The 15,570-nt window shown below is 41.5% G+C and carries 15 protein-coding genes and 1 riboswitch; all 15 genes read right to left on the reverse strand.

The annotated features are described in order from the left end of the window. Positions 1-2: 2 nt before the first annotated feature. Positions 3-770, reverse strand: a complete 768-nt coding sequence (locus tag GQY27_RS02475) for a thiazole synthase (protein ID WP_160032047.1) — start codon at positions 768-770, stop codon at positions 3-5. A gap of 2 nt (positions 771-772) precedes the next feature. Beyond that, positions 773-976, reverse strand: coding sequence for a sulfur carrier protein ThiS (thiS, locus tag GQY27_RS02480; RefSeq protein ID WP_160031913.1), 204 nt, complete (start codon positions 974-976; stop codon positions 773-775). Continuing rightward, entirely contained in the window at positions 967-2,136 is a 1,170-nt protein-coding gene (gene thiO, locus GQY27_RS02485; protein ID WP_160031914.1) for a glycine oxidase ThiO, read from the reverse strand. Before thiO ends, thiS begins: the two co-directional genes overlap by 10 nt. Before the next feature lie 18 nt (positions 2,137-2,154). Beyond that, positions 2,155-2,817 carry a DUF561 domain-containing protein gene (locus GQY27_RS02490; RefSeq protein ID WP_160031915.1) on the reverse strand — a complete coding sequence of 221 codons (663 nt, stop codon included), beginning with the start codon at positions 2,815-2,817 and terminating at the stop codon, positions 2,155-2,157. A gap of 274 nt (positions 2,818-3,091) precedes the next feature. Further along, positions 3,092-3,195, reverse strand: a riboswitch (TPP riboswitch). Positions 3,196-3,272: 77 nt separating this feature from the next. Beyond that, positions 3,273-4,823: an ABC-F family ATP-binding cassette domain-containing protein gene (locus GQY27_RS02495; RefSeq protein ID WP_160031916.1), complete on the reverse strand. Its 1,551-nt coding sequence runs from the start codon at positions 4,821-4,823 to the stop codon at positions 3,273-3,275. 156 nt (positions 4,824-4,979) lie between these two features. Beyond that, positions 4,980-5,975, reverse strand: coding sequence for a hypothetical protein (locus tag GQY27_RS02500; protein ID WP_160031917.1), 996 nt, complete (start codon positions 5,973-5,975; stop codon positions 4,980-4,982). Beyond that, positions 5,962-6,513, reverse strand: coding sequence for a hypothetical protein (locus GQY27_RS02505; protein WP_160031918.1), 552 nt, complete (start codon positions 6,511-6,513; stop codon positions 5,962-5,964). The genes GQY27_RS02500 and GQY27_RS02505 overlap by 14 nt, the downstream gene beginning before the upstream one ends. After that, entirely contained in the window at positions 6,507-6,758 is a 252-nt protein-coding gene (locus tag GQY27_RS02510) for a hypothetical protein (protein WP_160031919.1), read from the reverse strand. The genes GQY27_RS02505 and GQY27_RS02510 overlap by 7 nt, the downstream gene beginning before the upstream one ends. A 179-nt stretch (positions 6,759-6,937) precedes the next feature. Beyond that, the gene (locus tag GQY27_RS02515) at positions 6,938-7,420 is read right to left on the reverse strand and encodes an ABC transporter permease (protein ID WP_160031920.1); all 483 of its coding nucleotides are present in this window, start codon (positions 7,418-7,420) and stop codon (positions 6,938-6,940) included. Between the two features lie 35 nt (positions 7,421-7,455). Beyond that, positions 7,456-9,525: a hypothetical protein gene (locus GQY27_RS02520; RefSeq protein WP_160031921.1), complete on the reverse strand. Its 2,070-nt coding sequence runs from the start codon at positions 9,523-9,525 to the stop codon at positions 7,456-7,458. Beyond that, a complete protein-coding gene (locus tag GQY27_RS02525) occupies positions 9,515-11,326 on the reverse strand; it encodes an ATPase, T2SS/T4P/T4SS family (protein ID WP_160031922.1) in 1,812 nt (603 codons plus the stop codon). Before GQY27_RS02525 ends, GQY27_RS02520 begins: the two co-directional genes overlap by 11 nt. Before the next feature lie 19 nt (positions 11,327-11,345). Then, entirely contained in the window at positions 11,346-12,182 is an 837-nt protein-coding gene (locus tag GQY27_RS02530; protein ID WP_160031923.1) for a hypothetical protein, read from the reverse strand. Then, on the reverse strand, positions 12,179-12,889 hold the full coding sequence (locus GQY27_RS02535; RefSeq protein ID WP_160031924.1) for a ParA family protein: 711 nt from the start codon (positions 12,887-12,889) through the stop codon (positions 12,179-12,181). Before GQY27_RS02535 ends, GQY27_RS02530 begins: the two co-directional genes overlap by 4 nt. Positions 12,890-12,911: 22 nt before the next feature. Next, complete coding sequence (locus GQY27_RS02540) at positions 12,912-13,964, reverse strand: SAF domain-containing protein (RefSeq protein ID WP_160031925.1); 1,053 nt, start codon at positions 13,962-13,964, stop codon at positions 12,912-12,914. A 41-nt stretch (positions 13,965-14,005) separates the two neighbouring features. Further along, complete coding sequence (locus GQY27_RS02545) at positions 14,006-15,481, reverse strand: protein kinase domain-containing protein (RefSeq protein ID WP_328802934.1); 1,476 nt, start codon at positions 15,479-15,481, stop codon at positions 14,006-14,008. Between the last annotated feature and the right edge of the window lie 89 nt (positions 15,482-15,570).

Here is a 15,570-nt window from a genome sequence, read left to right on the forward strand (position 1 = left end):
GTTCAATTCTCAAACATCCCTTCCAGCGGACTGCTTGCTGCAGCATACCGTTTTACGGGAATCATCCCGGACTCGTAAGCTTTCCTTCCTGCCCAGACTGCATATTTCATCGCTTCTGCCATCAGGACCGGATTGCCTGTGCCAGATACAGCTGAATTTAGAAGCACTGCATCCGCACCTAGTTCCATAGCATACGCCGCATCGCGAGGTGAACGTATTCCTGCGTCAATGATAACAGGGACAGCCGCTTGTTCTATAATGAATTCAAGTGCTCTTGGGTTATTAATGCCTTGTCCAGAACCTATAGGTGACGCTCCAGGCATAAGTGCATGGACACCCATCATACCAAGTCTTTTGGCAAGAATGACATCATCCGATATATAGGGAAGGACGATAAATCCTTCCTCAAGCAAGATTTCGCATGCTTTTACCGTTTCTAATGGGTCTGGAAGCAGTGTTCGTTCATCCGGAGTGACTTCCACCTTTATCATATCACATAGACCTGAAGCTTTCGCGAGCCTTGCAATTCGTACAGCTTCCTCGGCGGTTTTTGCCCCGGCTGTATTAGGCAATAATGTATACTTCGTGAGATCAAGCTGGTCTAGAAAATGAGCTTCGTTTTTCTTATCCAAATTAAGCCTGCGCACTGCAAACGTAAGAATCTCTGTTTCTGAAACTTCTACCGCCTTCCCTTGTACATCCAGATTCTCAAATTTACCTGTTCCGAGCAATAGCCGAGATTGAAAATTATATTTACCTATCGTTAACATCATTATCCCCCTCCTACGAAATGTACAATTTCGATATGATCTCCATCTTTTAACAATGTGCTAATATGCATATCTTTCGTCAAAATCTGTTCGTTACATTCAATGACAACAGTCTTTACACCAAGGTCTAGTGACTCCAGTAAATCTTTGACACTTAATTGATCCTCTTCTATATGCATGTGTTGTCCATTTACTCTTAACAACAATACATTCCCCTCCTCTCCTTTATAATCCGGCTTGCTGAAAAGGACCTAATACCGATCTCATCTTCCGTTTCTCCCGATAACAAGCGGCTCATCGTCTCTCCTGTGACTGCACTATGTAAGACCCCATTGCGATAATGACCTACAGCAAGATACAAGCCTTGAACTTCAGAATAAGCACCAATGTAAGGTAATCCATCTACGGTTTGTGGTCTAAGACCTGCCCATGTACGAATAAAAGAGGCTTCACCTATGCCAGGAACCAAGCCTGCTGCTCTATGTAAAAGGGTATTCAGTCCAGAGGCACTTACCTTATGATCATTCCCGTAGGGAATACTCGTCGCACCGATCCAAATTTCCTGATTTGGTTTTGGAACAATGTAAACATCAGGCGTATAGATCGTGTAACGTAAGGTTTCACTATTCGTTGACAGCATTGATAGAGCTACCATTTCGCCTTTAACAGGATAGGTATTCAGCTGAATACCTATCGACCTTAAGATTGCATCACTGCCAAGTCCTGCCGCAATCACTACTTTATCTGCTGTATAAGTGCCTTGATTTGTCTCTGCTCCGGTAACACGGCCATTTTCGAGTAACAGCCTTGTAACGGAGCAGTGATCGATAAAAGCAGCTCCATTTTTCTGAGCACCTTTGATATAGGCTTTGGTTAGCTCGGCTGGTAACAGTTGAAGTTCTTTTGGATAAAATAAAGCACCTTCTGCATTCCGAGTGATACAGGGGATTTCAGCTTGAAGTTTGCTCTTGTTCCACCAGTGTTTCTGCTTTGCCCGCTCTATGGTTTCTGAGAATTCTTCTTCAGGTTTCCTATCCTTTATAAAGGGGACAACAAAGCCTGAGTCATTCATACCTACGTTAATTTCACTGTGCAGCTTCAATTCATCAATCAATGGTCCCATAAGCTGCTGGCTGCGCTGAGCCCATCTCCTAAGCTCCTCTGATGAAAAATGCTCAAGCCCGGCTGCAAGCATACCCGCCGCATGACCAGAAGCGCCATTTGCCTGATGCACACCTTCGAGCTGGGTTACCTCCATTCCATCACATGACAGATAGTAGGCTATAGCAGATCCGATGACACCGCCTCCGATAACAAGCACTTCCGAATTTCGTTTACTTTCTTTATCCACTCTTTTCACAGGCATCTATTCACCCTCCATTCCCTACTCCTTGATATCTCCATACTTAGCTAATTCTTTTCTAAACGCATAGACAGCATCCAGCGGATCATCTGAATGCAGTACTCCTGAGATTACGGCGATTCCACTTGCACCTGAGTGCATCAGTTCTTCGACTCGCGAGGGTGTAATTCCACCAATAGCAATAACAGGCAGGTTAACCACATCACAAATCTCTTGAAGGGAAGAAAGTGTTTTTGGGGGCATACCAGGTTTACTATGAGAAGGGTACATATGCCCGTAAAAAATATAATCTGCTCCCTGTTCTTCCGCGATCTTTGCTTCTTGTAAAGAATGGACAGAAATGCCCCATCTTAAAGCTCGTATAGCTGTAACTGCATCCCCACTTTCTTCTCTGTAAAATGATGTTTTCAAAGGGAGACCTGCTTCTTGTATTCCCATATGAAGAGCTCCTGTTTGGTATGTAAGTGCAAGTTTGGGTTGACGGTTAAGGGTCAACTTATTCGCAGGTATCTTTAGCTCTCGCAACCGAAGTACGAGCTTCTCCATTTCTTCATAAGTACTTTCCTTCTTACGAAGATGTAATGAAGTTACATACGGCCAAATCTCCGGGAAACAGCTTCGTTCTAAGTCATGATTCTTCAGTGGCGAGGAAATCACATGGAACTCTATCCATTTTTCAGGCAATTTGGTCCTCCTTCCACTTTCCCTATGAGCTCATATCCCAACGCTTTTTCATCTAGTAATTTACTACACGCATTTTGTATGAGGTTGCCATTACTGATAACATTTGCAGTGACGCAAAAAAACCACTCCTCGTAAGGAGTGGTTTGGTTAGGCGGAATTGAAAATGAGCATTTACTAAAGTGATATATAAAGCCAGAAGGAAGGAAAGTCCCTTCGCCTTTAACATCAACTTAGCCATATACTTTGTTCAATACATCATAACTCATACTAGCACAAGTCTGCTAGCCCACTTCCCTACGCTGGTTCTAACCAGATCAGGTTCAAAGGGTCCGGAAGTACATCCATCTCAGCCGGCAAGCGGCCCCCCTAGTGATTCGTCGATATAAAGTTATATTCAGGTACTCATTTTAACACAGATGAGAAAATATGTAAAAGAAAGACTCTTTAGCTTACACTTAAGCTTTTTGAGACCATTCCTCCACATTCCAAGTCTTTGTTACCCAATCTTCATAGAAATCAGGTTCGTGGGATACGAGAATTACAGTCCCTTTGAATTCTTTGAGTGCACGTTTTAGCTCCTCTTTTGCCACAACGTCTAAGTGGTTCGTAGGCTCATCGAATAAAATCCAGTTCGTTTCACGCATCATTAATTTACACAGCCGAACTTTAGCCTGTTCTCCACCACTAAGCATATTTAGAGGTCTTGTGATGTGTTCATTTTTAAGACCGCAGCGAGCAAGATGAGCACGCACTTCATGCTGGTTCAGATGAGAGAATTCATTCCACACATCATCGATCGGTGTGATTTTCTCAGGACGAACTTCTTGTTCAAAATAAGAAGGGAACAAAAAGTCTCCAAGGTAGGTTTTTCCGCTATATGCCGGAATTTTACCGAGAATGGTCTTTAGCAGGGTTGATTTACCTACACCATTACAGCCGACGATTGCAATTTTATCTCCGCGCTCAATTGTCATCGTCATCTTAGGAAGAAGCGGACGGTCATATCCGATTTCAAAATCGATCCCTTCAAATACCGTTTTTCCGCTGGCTCTAGTTTCTTTAAATCCAAAAATCGGCTTCGCTGCTTCTTCAGGACGGTCAATGCGTTCAAGACGATCGAGCTGTTTCTCGCGGCTTTTTGCACGGCTTGATGTTGAATATCTTGCTTTGTTACGCTGAATAAAGTCTTCCTGTTTCTTAATAAACTCTTGCTGCTTCTCATAAGCTTCAATATGCTGGTTTTTGTTCATATCCGCCATATCAAGAAATTTTTCGTAATTCGCTGTATACCGCGTAAGCTTCGCAAATTCCAAATGGTAGATTACATTAACAACCTTGTTCATAAATTCCGTATCATGAGAAATAAGCATGAATGCATATGGATAATCGTTCAAATAACGAGTAAGCCATTCAATATGCTCTACATCCAAGTAGTTAGTAGGCTCATCTAAGAGGAGAACATTCGGTTTCTCAAGGAGCAATTTTGCCAGCAGTACCTTCGTACGTTGTCCTCCGCTTAGTGCGGCTACATCCCGATCAAGTCCAATAGCAGATAAACCAAGTCCGTTCGCCATTTCTTCCACTTTTACATCAATGAGGTAGAAGTCTCCGATTTCCAGCTGCTCCTGGATTTCACCCATTTCCTCAAGCAATTGCTCAAGTTCCTCTGGCGAGGCATCACTCATTCGTTCCGTGATTTCCATCATTTCTTTTTCAAGTTCAAGCAAAGGTAAAAAGGCATCCTTCAAGACATCCCGAATTGTTTCTCCTGGAGTGAGTTTCGTATGTTGGTCGAGGTAACCGTAACGAACTTTTGGTGTCCACTCTACTTTTCCGCTGTCTTTCAGCAATTTACCCGTTAAAATATTCATGAGTGTCGATTTGCCGACCCCATTCGCCCCTACAATCCCAACACGCTCTCCTGCAAGCAGGCGGAAGGAAACATTCTTAAATAATGTGCGATCTCCAAAATTGTGACTTACATTTTCAACAGTCAATAAACTCATATCTTGCGATTGGCTCCTATCTGTAAGGCAGTATGCCTATATGATCTTGTTCCTATTTCACTCTAATATGGTATCTTAGCACAAGACAGAGCTCCACCGAAACAAGGAGTTTGAATAAGCGCCATAAATTTCTTACGATTATATATGAGAATAAAACTAGAAACTGCCTTGTCCTTCATAACAAGTTCGCTCATAGTAACCAGAGGCAGCCGCTTCTTTCGCATTGTTGAACCTTTCTACCGGTCTATAGGGAAACTCACAACCACTTTTATAGTAATATTTAGAACCTGTCAATTCATCGATCGCACCGATGATCACATCTTTTTTTACTAACCTTCCACTTCCAAAAGCATAATTATTGTAATACTGATCACCCACAGGGATTCCCTGGATAAAAGCCATGACCCCCACATCATCAATCGTGTTGTACCACTCTTCTTGTGGAATGGCAGGAAAAGTGAACTGATATGCATTCCCATTACGGAGTACATGATCATTATGATAGGTAATGGCGCTCGCAAGATGCTCTTGAATTGTGCTGACGATGACCTGTCTTCTTACATTTTCAAAACTTTCTGCATCTTGCAGTAAAGGTACAGAAGTTAGAAATTGCAGCTCATTCCGGTAACCATCTATCCATTGATCTGCACCTTGAGCGTATACGTGTACATAATCATCCAGCGTAAATCGAAATAGGTTGCCATCGTCATCTTCATATACATACAATTTCTTCTCCGTCCAGAGATGCTTTTCTGCCTCATTTCCCGAAATATCCGTGTAAGCAGTCGAGCGATAAAGATAGAACCCGTCATAATCGATAATGAGCAGAGCGGGCAGGTAGGTAAGAAAAGCCTGCTGCGCAGGAAGGTCATTCCCAAGTCCGAAATTGATTGAAATAGTCTGCATGAATCGTTCCAGTAGAAGATCTTTATCCACCTTAAGCAGCTTGACTGAATCATAACTTGCTTCAAGTGATGGGTCCTCGTTTTGATGCATCATTTGACTTGCATCCTGAACCGCAGTCTGAATGGACTGGTTATACTTCTGCTCAAGCCTCATTACCATAAGGTCATCCGTCCCATGTAGAGAATAAACCCAAAAGAAAGGAAACATGATAATCACAAAAAGAATGGAATAATCAGTAATCCTCATTTAGCACCATACCCCCATAATTGGCGGTTACCCTGTTCACAGATTCAGTTCCAAAATGAAGCCACTCCTGAAAAATAGCGCCTGGTGTGCGGTTTGTATTCCATACTTCAACCCGAAAAGAATCACCGCTTGTCAAAAAATACTTCCGGCTAGGATCATCAATTGGAACTAAATTGTCCGGATATAAAACAGGCATAATCTGCTCATTATAATAGCCATCCATAACCGCATCGAATTCACCTGTAAAACCCTGCTGATTGGCGGGGTCATCATACGCTGGGACATATTTTTTATGAAGATGTTCAATTTGGGTGTTATATGTATTTCCAGTTAGAGATAATTCCTGTTGAAACTGGTTATACATCGTGGGAGTGATATATCCTTTTGTTCTCACTGCATCAACAAAGTTCGTGACCGTATTATATACGGTCAGCTGAGAGAGCTCATCCTGTCGATTGGCAGCTTCTGCCGCAGGATATATATAAAGCAAAAGTACAGCAAGCAGTGCGGCAAGCATTTTTGAAAGACTGTCTACCAAGGAGCCATTCCCTCCTTCCAAAAAGAGATCTGCTGAAGAACCCCTGCTGAATCTCTTTCGTACTCTATAAGGTATCTTGAATTCATTTCGATTGTCGCTTCTTCTAGTTCTAGACCATTCACTTTTATTTTGTAGGATTCATAGGACCCTCTGTTCTCCGTACTCCTCGCTTCATTGATAAGTGCATGTATATATCCTCCTGCAACGAATTCCGTCATGGATGATTCACTCACACTCACACTCACACTCTGAATTCTTCCATCTTCGATCGCATGGTGATTACGTCTTCCTTCTGCTGCTTCCTCCATACTGGATAGTAAAGAAAGTGTGAAAATGCTGGCGGCAAGACAAAGGCTAATGACTGCACTTAAAAACAGGATGTCCCGTGTATGTTCTCCCAGCTTGCTCGCCCCTTTTCATCTAATTATGATTGTGTAAATAAGAGTCCACGTACTACGTTGGAACTATCCTTTACCACGGTAGCTTTAAATCTTCCGCTTGGATTTACGTACTCGCTTTTACGTTCATTTAATGTATTTTCAACGGCACCTAATGTTGCCCCCTCAGGCGCTACTACTTCGCCATATGCGGAAGACTCTGTTGTTACATTAAGAGGATATCCGTACCACTGACCTGCTGCATTTTTACCTGTTTTAATGTAAATACCGAATTGGTCTTTTCCTTTGAATTTACGCAGTGCATTGGTTACTTGAGATCCGCTGATGGTCGTTCCGTCATAAACGGTAAACGATGTTTGTGATAATTCAGTCTGAATATCAGCAAAGTTATTTTGAGCCGTCTTGGTTGCCTCCTGAGCAGAAATAAAGAGAATGACGACAATCGTTATTAAAGCAATGGTAAGAAAAATACCTGCTGCTACTTTTAATGCGGAAGATGCGTTATTCATTTTTAGTGCCTCCAAGTTCTAATTTTAATTTTCATTTATATTTTTTGAATTTGTTCGTAATAAACATTCATTTGCGTAAAACTGACCACGATCAGCGGAAGCACCAGATAAAGAAAAATCAAAGCATACATCGGTGTAAAGCCAATGATACGGCCCCATTCTGCTTTCGTCTCGATCGTCTTCGCGTATTCTTGTCTTCTCTGTTCAAAATAAAAGGACATCTGATGATCCAAATCATCGAACGCTTCCTTTATTGTAATCGTACCGAGCGCTAGGATCAGCTTGTCTATAACCCTTTGAAACTCAGGCAAAGTTATTTCTTCCTTTAATTGTTCCAAAGCTTCTTCAGGACCATGTTCATAGTGAAGAAGGCATTTTTGCAGCGGAGTTTTGAAAATTACGGCGAAACGATTCAGCCATTCGAGTATCTCTTCAACCGACATTCGGTCCATATCCCGCAGAATCGAAATTACAGTCTGATACGGATATACTTCATGCCTCATATCCATTCTGCGGAAGCGTCTTTCGGTATAAAGAAGCAACAAAGGAAGATGGCAACCTATGTAAGCTACGATCAGACAAGACAACAGTTCCCACCAATGGAAGACTTCATGACTCCACGCCTCAAGCTTCTCTGCAATCCGGTGTGCTGACGAATTTATATCTTCTTGGAGCAACTTTTTATCCGAGTGACGACGCAAGGAACTCTCAATCTCTTCGTAGGTACTGCTCGCACTCATGTTCAAATCTTTCATTACTCTCTGGTCGAGAGTTGCCCACCAAAGCGAAATTTCCTTCTCGGCTTGCGGTAATTCTCCAAATACAGTAGAGTTCACAACAGGCTGATTTAAGATATGTTCTCTTTCAATATGATGCAAGATACCGACACTGCTTACGGCACAAATAAAACATCCGATAAAGCAAGTAATCCTTCTAACTTCGAACCACTCTAATCTGAGATGGGTATTCGTATCACGAAGAAGTTTCACAAGAGATGCATAGGATCTAGTACCCGTTTTCGGACCAAAAGCAGATGCTAAGTGCCGCATCCATTTCCACTCATACAACCTCTTTTCCCATATCCGCTTCCGGTCCCCTGCCCGGTAACCCGTCTCTTGTGTACGCTGAATCTGCTGCAATAAAGCATAAGAACCGATGATAATGACATAAATAGACAACAGAATAATAAATCCATGTTTGCTTTCATAAAATTCATTCATCGTAGGAAAACTGTTTCTCGCCCACTCTTCTATCGGTTTTGTGAAAAAGACAGGAGCGAGACTAATCACGTTAAGACCTTTTAATAAATAATCCAGCTTAGCAAGTCGTAATATCTCCAGATGAATCTCCTGTGTTAGACTTCCAATTCCCTTAAGATAGATGGAATCTTGTCTTGCCTCCTGATCTCCAAACTCCATTACCATATATGAAATTCCTGCAAATGCTTTTAAAAATCGATTAGGCGCTGTCTCATAATAACGTTCCAAAGCTTCATCTGGATGAACAGATGTTAGTGCAGCATAAATGTGCATCGCATGTCTCGCAGCCTCTCCCTTAGAGACCTCTGCTGCTTCATATAATGCTTCTTCCACCATGCCATGTTGATGGTATCTATGCCTGACTTCTGCAAATAACTCTACCATCTCAGATAAAAGTTTACGTTCTTGTCTAGCGACTGCCATATCTAGAAATAGACTGTTAACTACAATACCTACCAGCAACAACAACAGGAAGAAATGCAAGCCAGGCTGAATTATCATGAGAACGATACCTGAAACAAGGAAGGTAGACCATATCAGAAAAGTCAATTTCATCGTCTCTATACGCAGCAGGTATTCACTCATTCCGTATTGATAACTCAATTTCTTACGGACAAGTTGAATATATCCTGCGACACCAGGAACTTTAGCTGCATAAGAATAAGACTGAACTAGAAAGGTTTTCATGACAGCCCTGAGACTTTTGGGACTCCTAATTTTCTGGTTATCCATTCTATAAGGCGAAAAATGATGTTTACGATTCGTGAGCTGTAAGAAAACGTAAATAATAACCAGACCTAGGATGGATATCGTCAGGATCATGAATAGTACTTGTTTAAGAGACATGGCTGCTCCCCCAATAGGATGCTGCAAATTGTTCGAACCGTGAGGCATCTTCCCTGCTCATCTGCGAGATCATTTCCGTATGATTACGTGACGAAATCGGAGAGACCATATGATACATGCCAGCACGATACTCCACGATATTCCGGTAAGTAAAAGCTTCTCCACCTGAGCGAGATGAAGCTAGATCTGGGACACATTCGGTAATCCGCTCGATATATCTTTCTCCATCCGCATCTTTTTTCAGATGAATGTCAAAATTAAGCACACTCGCTACCTGTTCCTCCGCAATATGTTCATGTCTAAACATTCCTACTTTAAGAAGTGAGTTTCTCAGTGAAAAAATTAAATCAGGAAAGGTCTTCGCATGATGTGTAAACACGGTAAATAGACTGGCCACCTGTGACATTTGAATCATCCAGGCCGCCACTTCGTCACTTGCAACCTCGCCGAGGATATTAACCGTCCCGTCGGTCTTCTTTTGCAGATCGAGCCCCTGTTGACCTGAAATATGATCTGTCTCCCGGAAGCTCAAAATATTACGTTTGCTGTACAGCTTTCGTAAATGAAGTTCAAAAGCCATTTCCTGTACACGAAGGGTATGATAGGGATAAATATGCTCGATCATTGCCATTAACAAGGTTGTTTTCCCGGAGCCTTGCGCACCAGTGACCGATGTGATCCTACAACCTTTCATAAGGTAACGAATGAGTTCGATAACCATATCTGAATTAGCGCCCGTTATTAATTTCGGCAATGTCGCACTCGGTAAATCGAATTTACGAACAAAAAATGCCCACGATTCCGAAAAAGGAGGTCTAACGACTACAACCCTTGATCCGTCCTTCATTTCATTCACCTTATATCCTTTGGATTCTGATAACTGACCCGGATGATTGTACTTGTATATATTCTGACATACTCTTTTCAGCTCACGCTCTGAACCAAACGATAAAAATGATAAATGAATCGTTTTACCTTTATAGAAAATCCAAACACTTTCTGTACTGCGACTGACTTCAGATTCGATTTCGTAATCATGATCTTCCTTAAGAATATGAAGCGGTATATCGGGAATTGGATTTATCTCATGTCCTAATACTCCGCTCACCCCAGCACTCACCCCGTCAATCTGCTGATCCCGAATATCATCAACAACCGAGAATCCTTTATAATGCTGATAAACCCGTTGTACGAGAATATTTACTTTGTCTAAAAAATGCAGTTCGCGATACTCACACTCAAAAATATATATAATGTCTTTTGAAGTAATTTCGTAATATCCGCCTGAGTCTGATTCAGACTGACTTCTTAGTTCTGCCAAATCATATGTATCAATGAGCTTTGATAATGCTTCTACTCCAAATTGCTGCTGGTAAATATAAAATATAATCTCGAATTGATCCTGGATACTTAACTCGCCATGACGGTCAAATGGGATGGCTTCATTAATATTACGTTCTGTCAGTCCATAACTATGAATTAGTACGTCGGCAATTAATTTCTTCACATAATGTTTATCACTGAGGCTACCCGATATACAGTCTTTCAGTGCTCTTCTCATCTCTGCTCTTTGATTTATTTTCCGCTTATATTCCTCTTCGTGCAGTCCTGCATCTGCCAATTGACTATGACTTAACTCATGTAACGCCTGTTTCACATACTCTGTCACATGCTCTAATGTTGCTTCTTCTTCCTTCCCTTTCTTAGGGATGGACTCTGTGATTTTTCGGTTATTCCTTAACTTCATGAATAAGAGTAAGATACAACTGGCAGACAATATGAGCAGAAGGAAAATATTCATTACGCCTTCCCTCCCTCTGTTATGCTCCTCTTTCGAGCTGTTTTAAAATACTGCGTAAACCAGCACTCTCCGTAATCAATTTGGATAATTCACGAATACTCGCAGCAAGTTCTCCCATCTCTCCGGTCTTCTTATCCATATTTATGGTCTGATGAATGTAAGTACCGATATCTCTTCGATTCCATGCATCTCTATACGGTGAGCAATAAGGAATCGGTAAGATTGGATCTTTATAACCAAAACGACGTTTAATATTGGCTGGAGTACAATTAGAATCACGATCGTATAAACCGAGCGAAATAATGATCTTCTTCTGTTCCCATTCCTGCTTCCACTTCGTGTTTGTGAAGAATCTTTCTACTTCTCGCATATTCTGATTCAGATTAACAACTACAACATCACTATCTTTCATGATCTCTCTCTCCTTACTTTCTCCGTTTCCTGCATCCAGTAATATCAGGTCATACGCCGCATTCGCAATTTTAAAAATAGGTGATATCTGCTTCGGGCCTAGATCCAACTCTCCTGTAACAGGGAGTCTATATTTCCCTGGAAGTAAATCCAGCTGGTTCCTGAGAAGAGGTATCGTACAATCTCTAAACTTTTCTTTTGTTAAACTTCCACTGGAATACAAACGATACATAGCATCCCAGCCCGTTGTGGATAACTGATCCATTACAAAATCGGTATTCGTCTCGCGAACCGGCATCCCTAACTCACCGCTTTCTCCTGCATAATCCATATGCATGACAAGGGAACGTACACGTTCAGATAGTCCAATCATATAAGCAACTGACATCATGTTTGATGTGGTACCACTTCGCTTATATGGACTCCAAAAAGTAACAATACTCATGCTCTCTTCCTTTCTATCAGGGATAAGGCTTTTTTCGATTCCGCAAATGTCCATCCGGTAAGCAGTTCAAGCAATAGCGCAAGTGATTTCTTATATTGTCTAGATAAAGGCTTTACACGAATTTTTTTGATATGTTCATTTTCAATTTGCAGTGCCATATCCAGCTCATTCCAATAAATTGATACAGGTGTTCCGTGAAAATGTATAGGAATGTCATTAAAAAATTCCCACGCATACTGATCTATTGTCGTATCCATGATCTGCGTCCAAAGTTTATAAAAGTTCGGTAATTCCTCGACTTGTAGTCTCTCTTGAAGTTTATAAATCCATTCCTTGCCTCTCTCGAGATCCTGCCGACGATACGTACTGACCCACAGTCTTGCATCCGCTGATATCCACTCTTCTTTTGTTAAAAAATCGATCTTTTCAACATCAACCAGAATAAAATCATAATGAGTTATATCCTCATCCACACTAGATAAGTAATCTTCCATTCGCTTATAATTTGTAAACCCGCAAGCTACATCAAATCCTTCAAACTCAGTAATCCACTCCGGTAAAAAGATAGGATCAATGCTATATCTATAGCGTTCATATTCGGTTCCATCCACAAGCAGTACTTTAAAACCCATGTTCGCGAGGATCTTACTAAGATATAATGTTACGTCTGTTTTGCTTGCCAAACCTGCAAATATCCATGTTTTCATTGGTTAGCCCTTCACCCTTCACTTAAGGAGCTTTCGTTCCTGGCTGTGATAAAATTTGATTCTGCTCCGCTAACGGTCCATAAAATTCTTTAGAATTTTCGGGATCTTCAGACGCAGATTCTTTCCATATGTCTGCTTTGCTCAAATCTCCAGAACTTGTCTTGTTCATATCTTGATCTGTGTGCCATGATTCACCCGAAGAGCTTATACCTCCACCTCGTGAAGTCAAAAGATCCTGTTCAATTGATTCTGAAACTACGTTTGTCTGAGAGGAAGCGAGTGCACTTTCTAGTGTCCCTCTTAAGTGTTTTGCTAGAGCCTGTTCCGCATGTTCTACTATATTGGGATTTACCTCAATAAGCTGGAGTACTTTTTCGTTCGCTGGATATGTAGGAATCGCTCTTTCTTGAAACTCTGGTTCTACATAACTTAGTGAATAAAGCGATGCTTTATGTAAGTAGGCATCAACCATTGCACTCGACAAGGTCAGTATCTCTTCCTCCGTCAATGTGAACCACATGGTAGAACCGTTTAGTTTGTCTACCTTTTTCTTTGATAAAACAATATAATCTTGACCTGTGGGAAACTGAATACGAACATCGACCATTTCTCCTGCTGATAATACAGATGGCAGTTTAATGACTGAAATCTCACGGTTTCTTAGGTCAGCTGGTGTGGGTTCTTCTTGGTACACCATGGCTTCGGTAATGACTGTTCCTGTTTTTAGTTCTATTTTTGCAAATGTGCCTCTTATGTCTTCTAGATTATCCATTAGATTCGCTGGTGACTGGTCAGCAGGAATCTGAATCGCTTTTACATCCGAATTCTGAATTAACGTACCCGGCTTCACATCCCGTGCAGCAACATAACCTTTCTTGCTATTTTTCTGTTCACCCTTTAACTGCTGTGTAAGCTCGCCTAGCTTTATCTCATACTGTGCTTCTTGCTTATTCTTCTTCACATTGTCAGCATAAAAATCGTAGAACATGAAACTTCCGAGAAAAAGACTAGCAGCTCCTGCACCTGCAAGGCCGGCATAAATCATTTTTTTGCTCTGTCGTCTAAGTTTTGACACAAGTGAACTCCTATCTACACCCTTACTTTGAGTGCTGTTTCCTAATTTCTTTTTTTGAAAAAGAAGCTTTTTTTCTTCATCGCGGGAACGATGTTCTTAAGTATGTCTGATATAGCTTCATCGACATCATCTTCTTGATCAAATGGGTCTATTTGTAGTGGCAAACTGTATACATATTTTGAATTTAAGTTTTTTCGCAATCTTACTACCGTGCTTTTTCCGGCGAGAGGTACAACATAATTCCATTTTGCTTTCACAGCTGATTCATAACTTCGTGAGAATAAATAGAGATCTGACTGCTTCCACTCTGCTGCTCCTCCAACTACAATCGGTACATCACTTCGCTGCAGTTCTTCCATAGAATAGGGATGACGTTCACATCCTAGATCCAGAACAATATATTGATAATTGCTATTTAAAAGCTGAAGAACCTCTTTCTTGCTTGTTCGGCGAAAATAGTGAACCCCTGATATTTCAAACATCCGCCGTTCTTCTGTTACGCCATCCTCTCCATGAGCTATCGAATCTATTCTCGAAAAAGCCGTAGCTCGCTGAGAAAATTCGATAATGGCTACCTTGCATTTTAATCTAGCCAGATAATGAGCAATGGCTATGGAAGTATGAGTAACGCCGACGCCAGGTCCTGTGCCTATAACCGAGACAACACAAGTTCCGTGTGGAAACACCGCTCCTTGCTCTTGTATGCCAGGTAACGAGCGATGGGATAGTTTGAACATCTCTTCTCTAAGCTCTTCTACTGACTGATATCTGCTTCCTGGATCAGACCGAAGCAGTTTCCGGATGATGGGAATATAAGGACGAAATGCCTCATGTCGAAGCAGTTGCTCTACGCCCGGTATCCATTCGCTGTGTGCTCCCCTTGTTATCAAATATAAGAATAATGCTCCAAGACTATACAAATCGGACCTTACATCCGTCTGACCGCTGCCATACTGTTCAGGTGAGGCAAATCCAATGGTTCCGAGTTTCACTGTATCCTGCTGATGATTCTCCTTATAATTACGAGCAATCCCAAAATCGATAAGTCGAAGTTCTTCAGCCCCCGTGATCATGATGTTTCCCGGCTTCAAATCTCGATATATAATGGCCGGTGATCGGTGGTGCAAGTAATCAAGAACCTCCATTACCTCTTGGATCATCCGAATGATCTTGTCAAAGGGAAGTGTAAAATCATGTTTGCTAAGATATTCAGTGAGTGTTATTCCCTGGATATAATCCATCACTAGATAGGTATATCCGTTTGCATCGGGTTCAAAAAAATCTACAATCTGCGGCAAACGAGGGTGCTGAAGTTCAATCAGCATCTCAGCTTCTGTAACTACATTCCCTTGATATCCCGGATGCGCCATGCTTTCTTTGATTGCCCATTTCTTACCGGGTAGCCTTAAATCTTCTGCCATATATACATGACTCATTCCACCAGAACCGATACTCCTGACAATCTGGTATCTCCCTCCGAGGATAGAACCTCTTTCTAAACGCGAAGGAAATCGCATGATGACCTCCTTATGTACATAAAAAAAGAGAAAGCCCCCTATTGCTGAATTTGCAATCAATACTTGCAAATCCATACAACAGGGATGCT

It is taken from the genome of Paenibacillus sp. An7, assembly GCF_009870785.1.
In the GTDB taxonomy this organism is placed as follows: Bacteria; Bacillota; Bacilli; order Paenibacillales; family Paenibacillaceae; genus Paenibacillus.

Bases quoted from the DNA above. Each gene is read 5' to 3' on its own strand.
- GQY27_RS02475 (WP_160032047.1), bottom strand. From the start codon at position 770: ATGTTAACGATAGGTAAATATAATTTTCAATCTCGGCTATTGCTCGGA.
- thiO (WP_160031914.1), bottom strand. From the start codon at position 2,136: ATGCCTGTGAAAAGAGTGGATAAAGAAAGTAAACGAAATTCGGAAGTG.
- GQY27_RS02495 (WP_160031916.1), bottom strand. From the start codon at position 4,823: ATGAGTTTATTGACTGTTGAAAATGTAAGTCACAATTTTGGAGATCGC.
- GQY27_RS02500 (WP_160031917.1), bottom strand. From the start codon at position 5,975: ATGAGGATTACTGATTATTCCATTCTTTTTGTGATTATCATGTTTCCT.
- GQY27_RS02515 (WP_160031920.1), bottom strand. From the start codon at position 7,420: ATGAATAACGCATCTTCCGCATTAAAAGTAGCAGCAGGTATTTTTCTT.
- GQY27_RS02520 (WP_160031921.1), bottom strand. From the start codon at position 9,525: ATGTCTCTTAAACAAGTACTATTCATGATCCTGACGATATCCATCCTA.
- GQY27_RS02525 (WP_160031922.1), bottom strand. From the start codon at position 11,326: ATGAATATTTTCCTTCTGCTCATATTGTCTGCCAGTTGTATCTTACTC.
- GQY27_RS02530 (WP_160031923.1), bottom strand. From the start codon at position 12,182: ATGAGTATTGTTACTTTTTGGAGTCCATATAAGCGAAGTGGTACCACA.
- GQY27_RS02535 (WP_160031924.1), bottom strand. From the start codon at position 12,889: ATGAAAACATGGATATTTGCAGGTTTGGCAAGCAAAACAGACGTAACA.
- GQY27_RS02545 (WP_328802934.1), bottom strand. From the start codon at position 15,481: ATGCGATTTCCTTCGCGTTTAGAAAGAGGTTCTATCCTCGGAGGGAGA.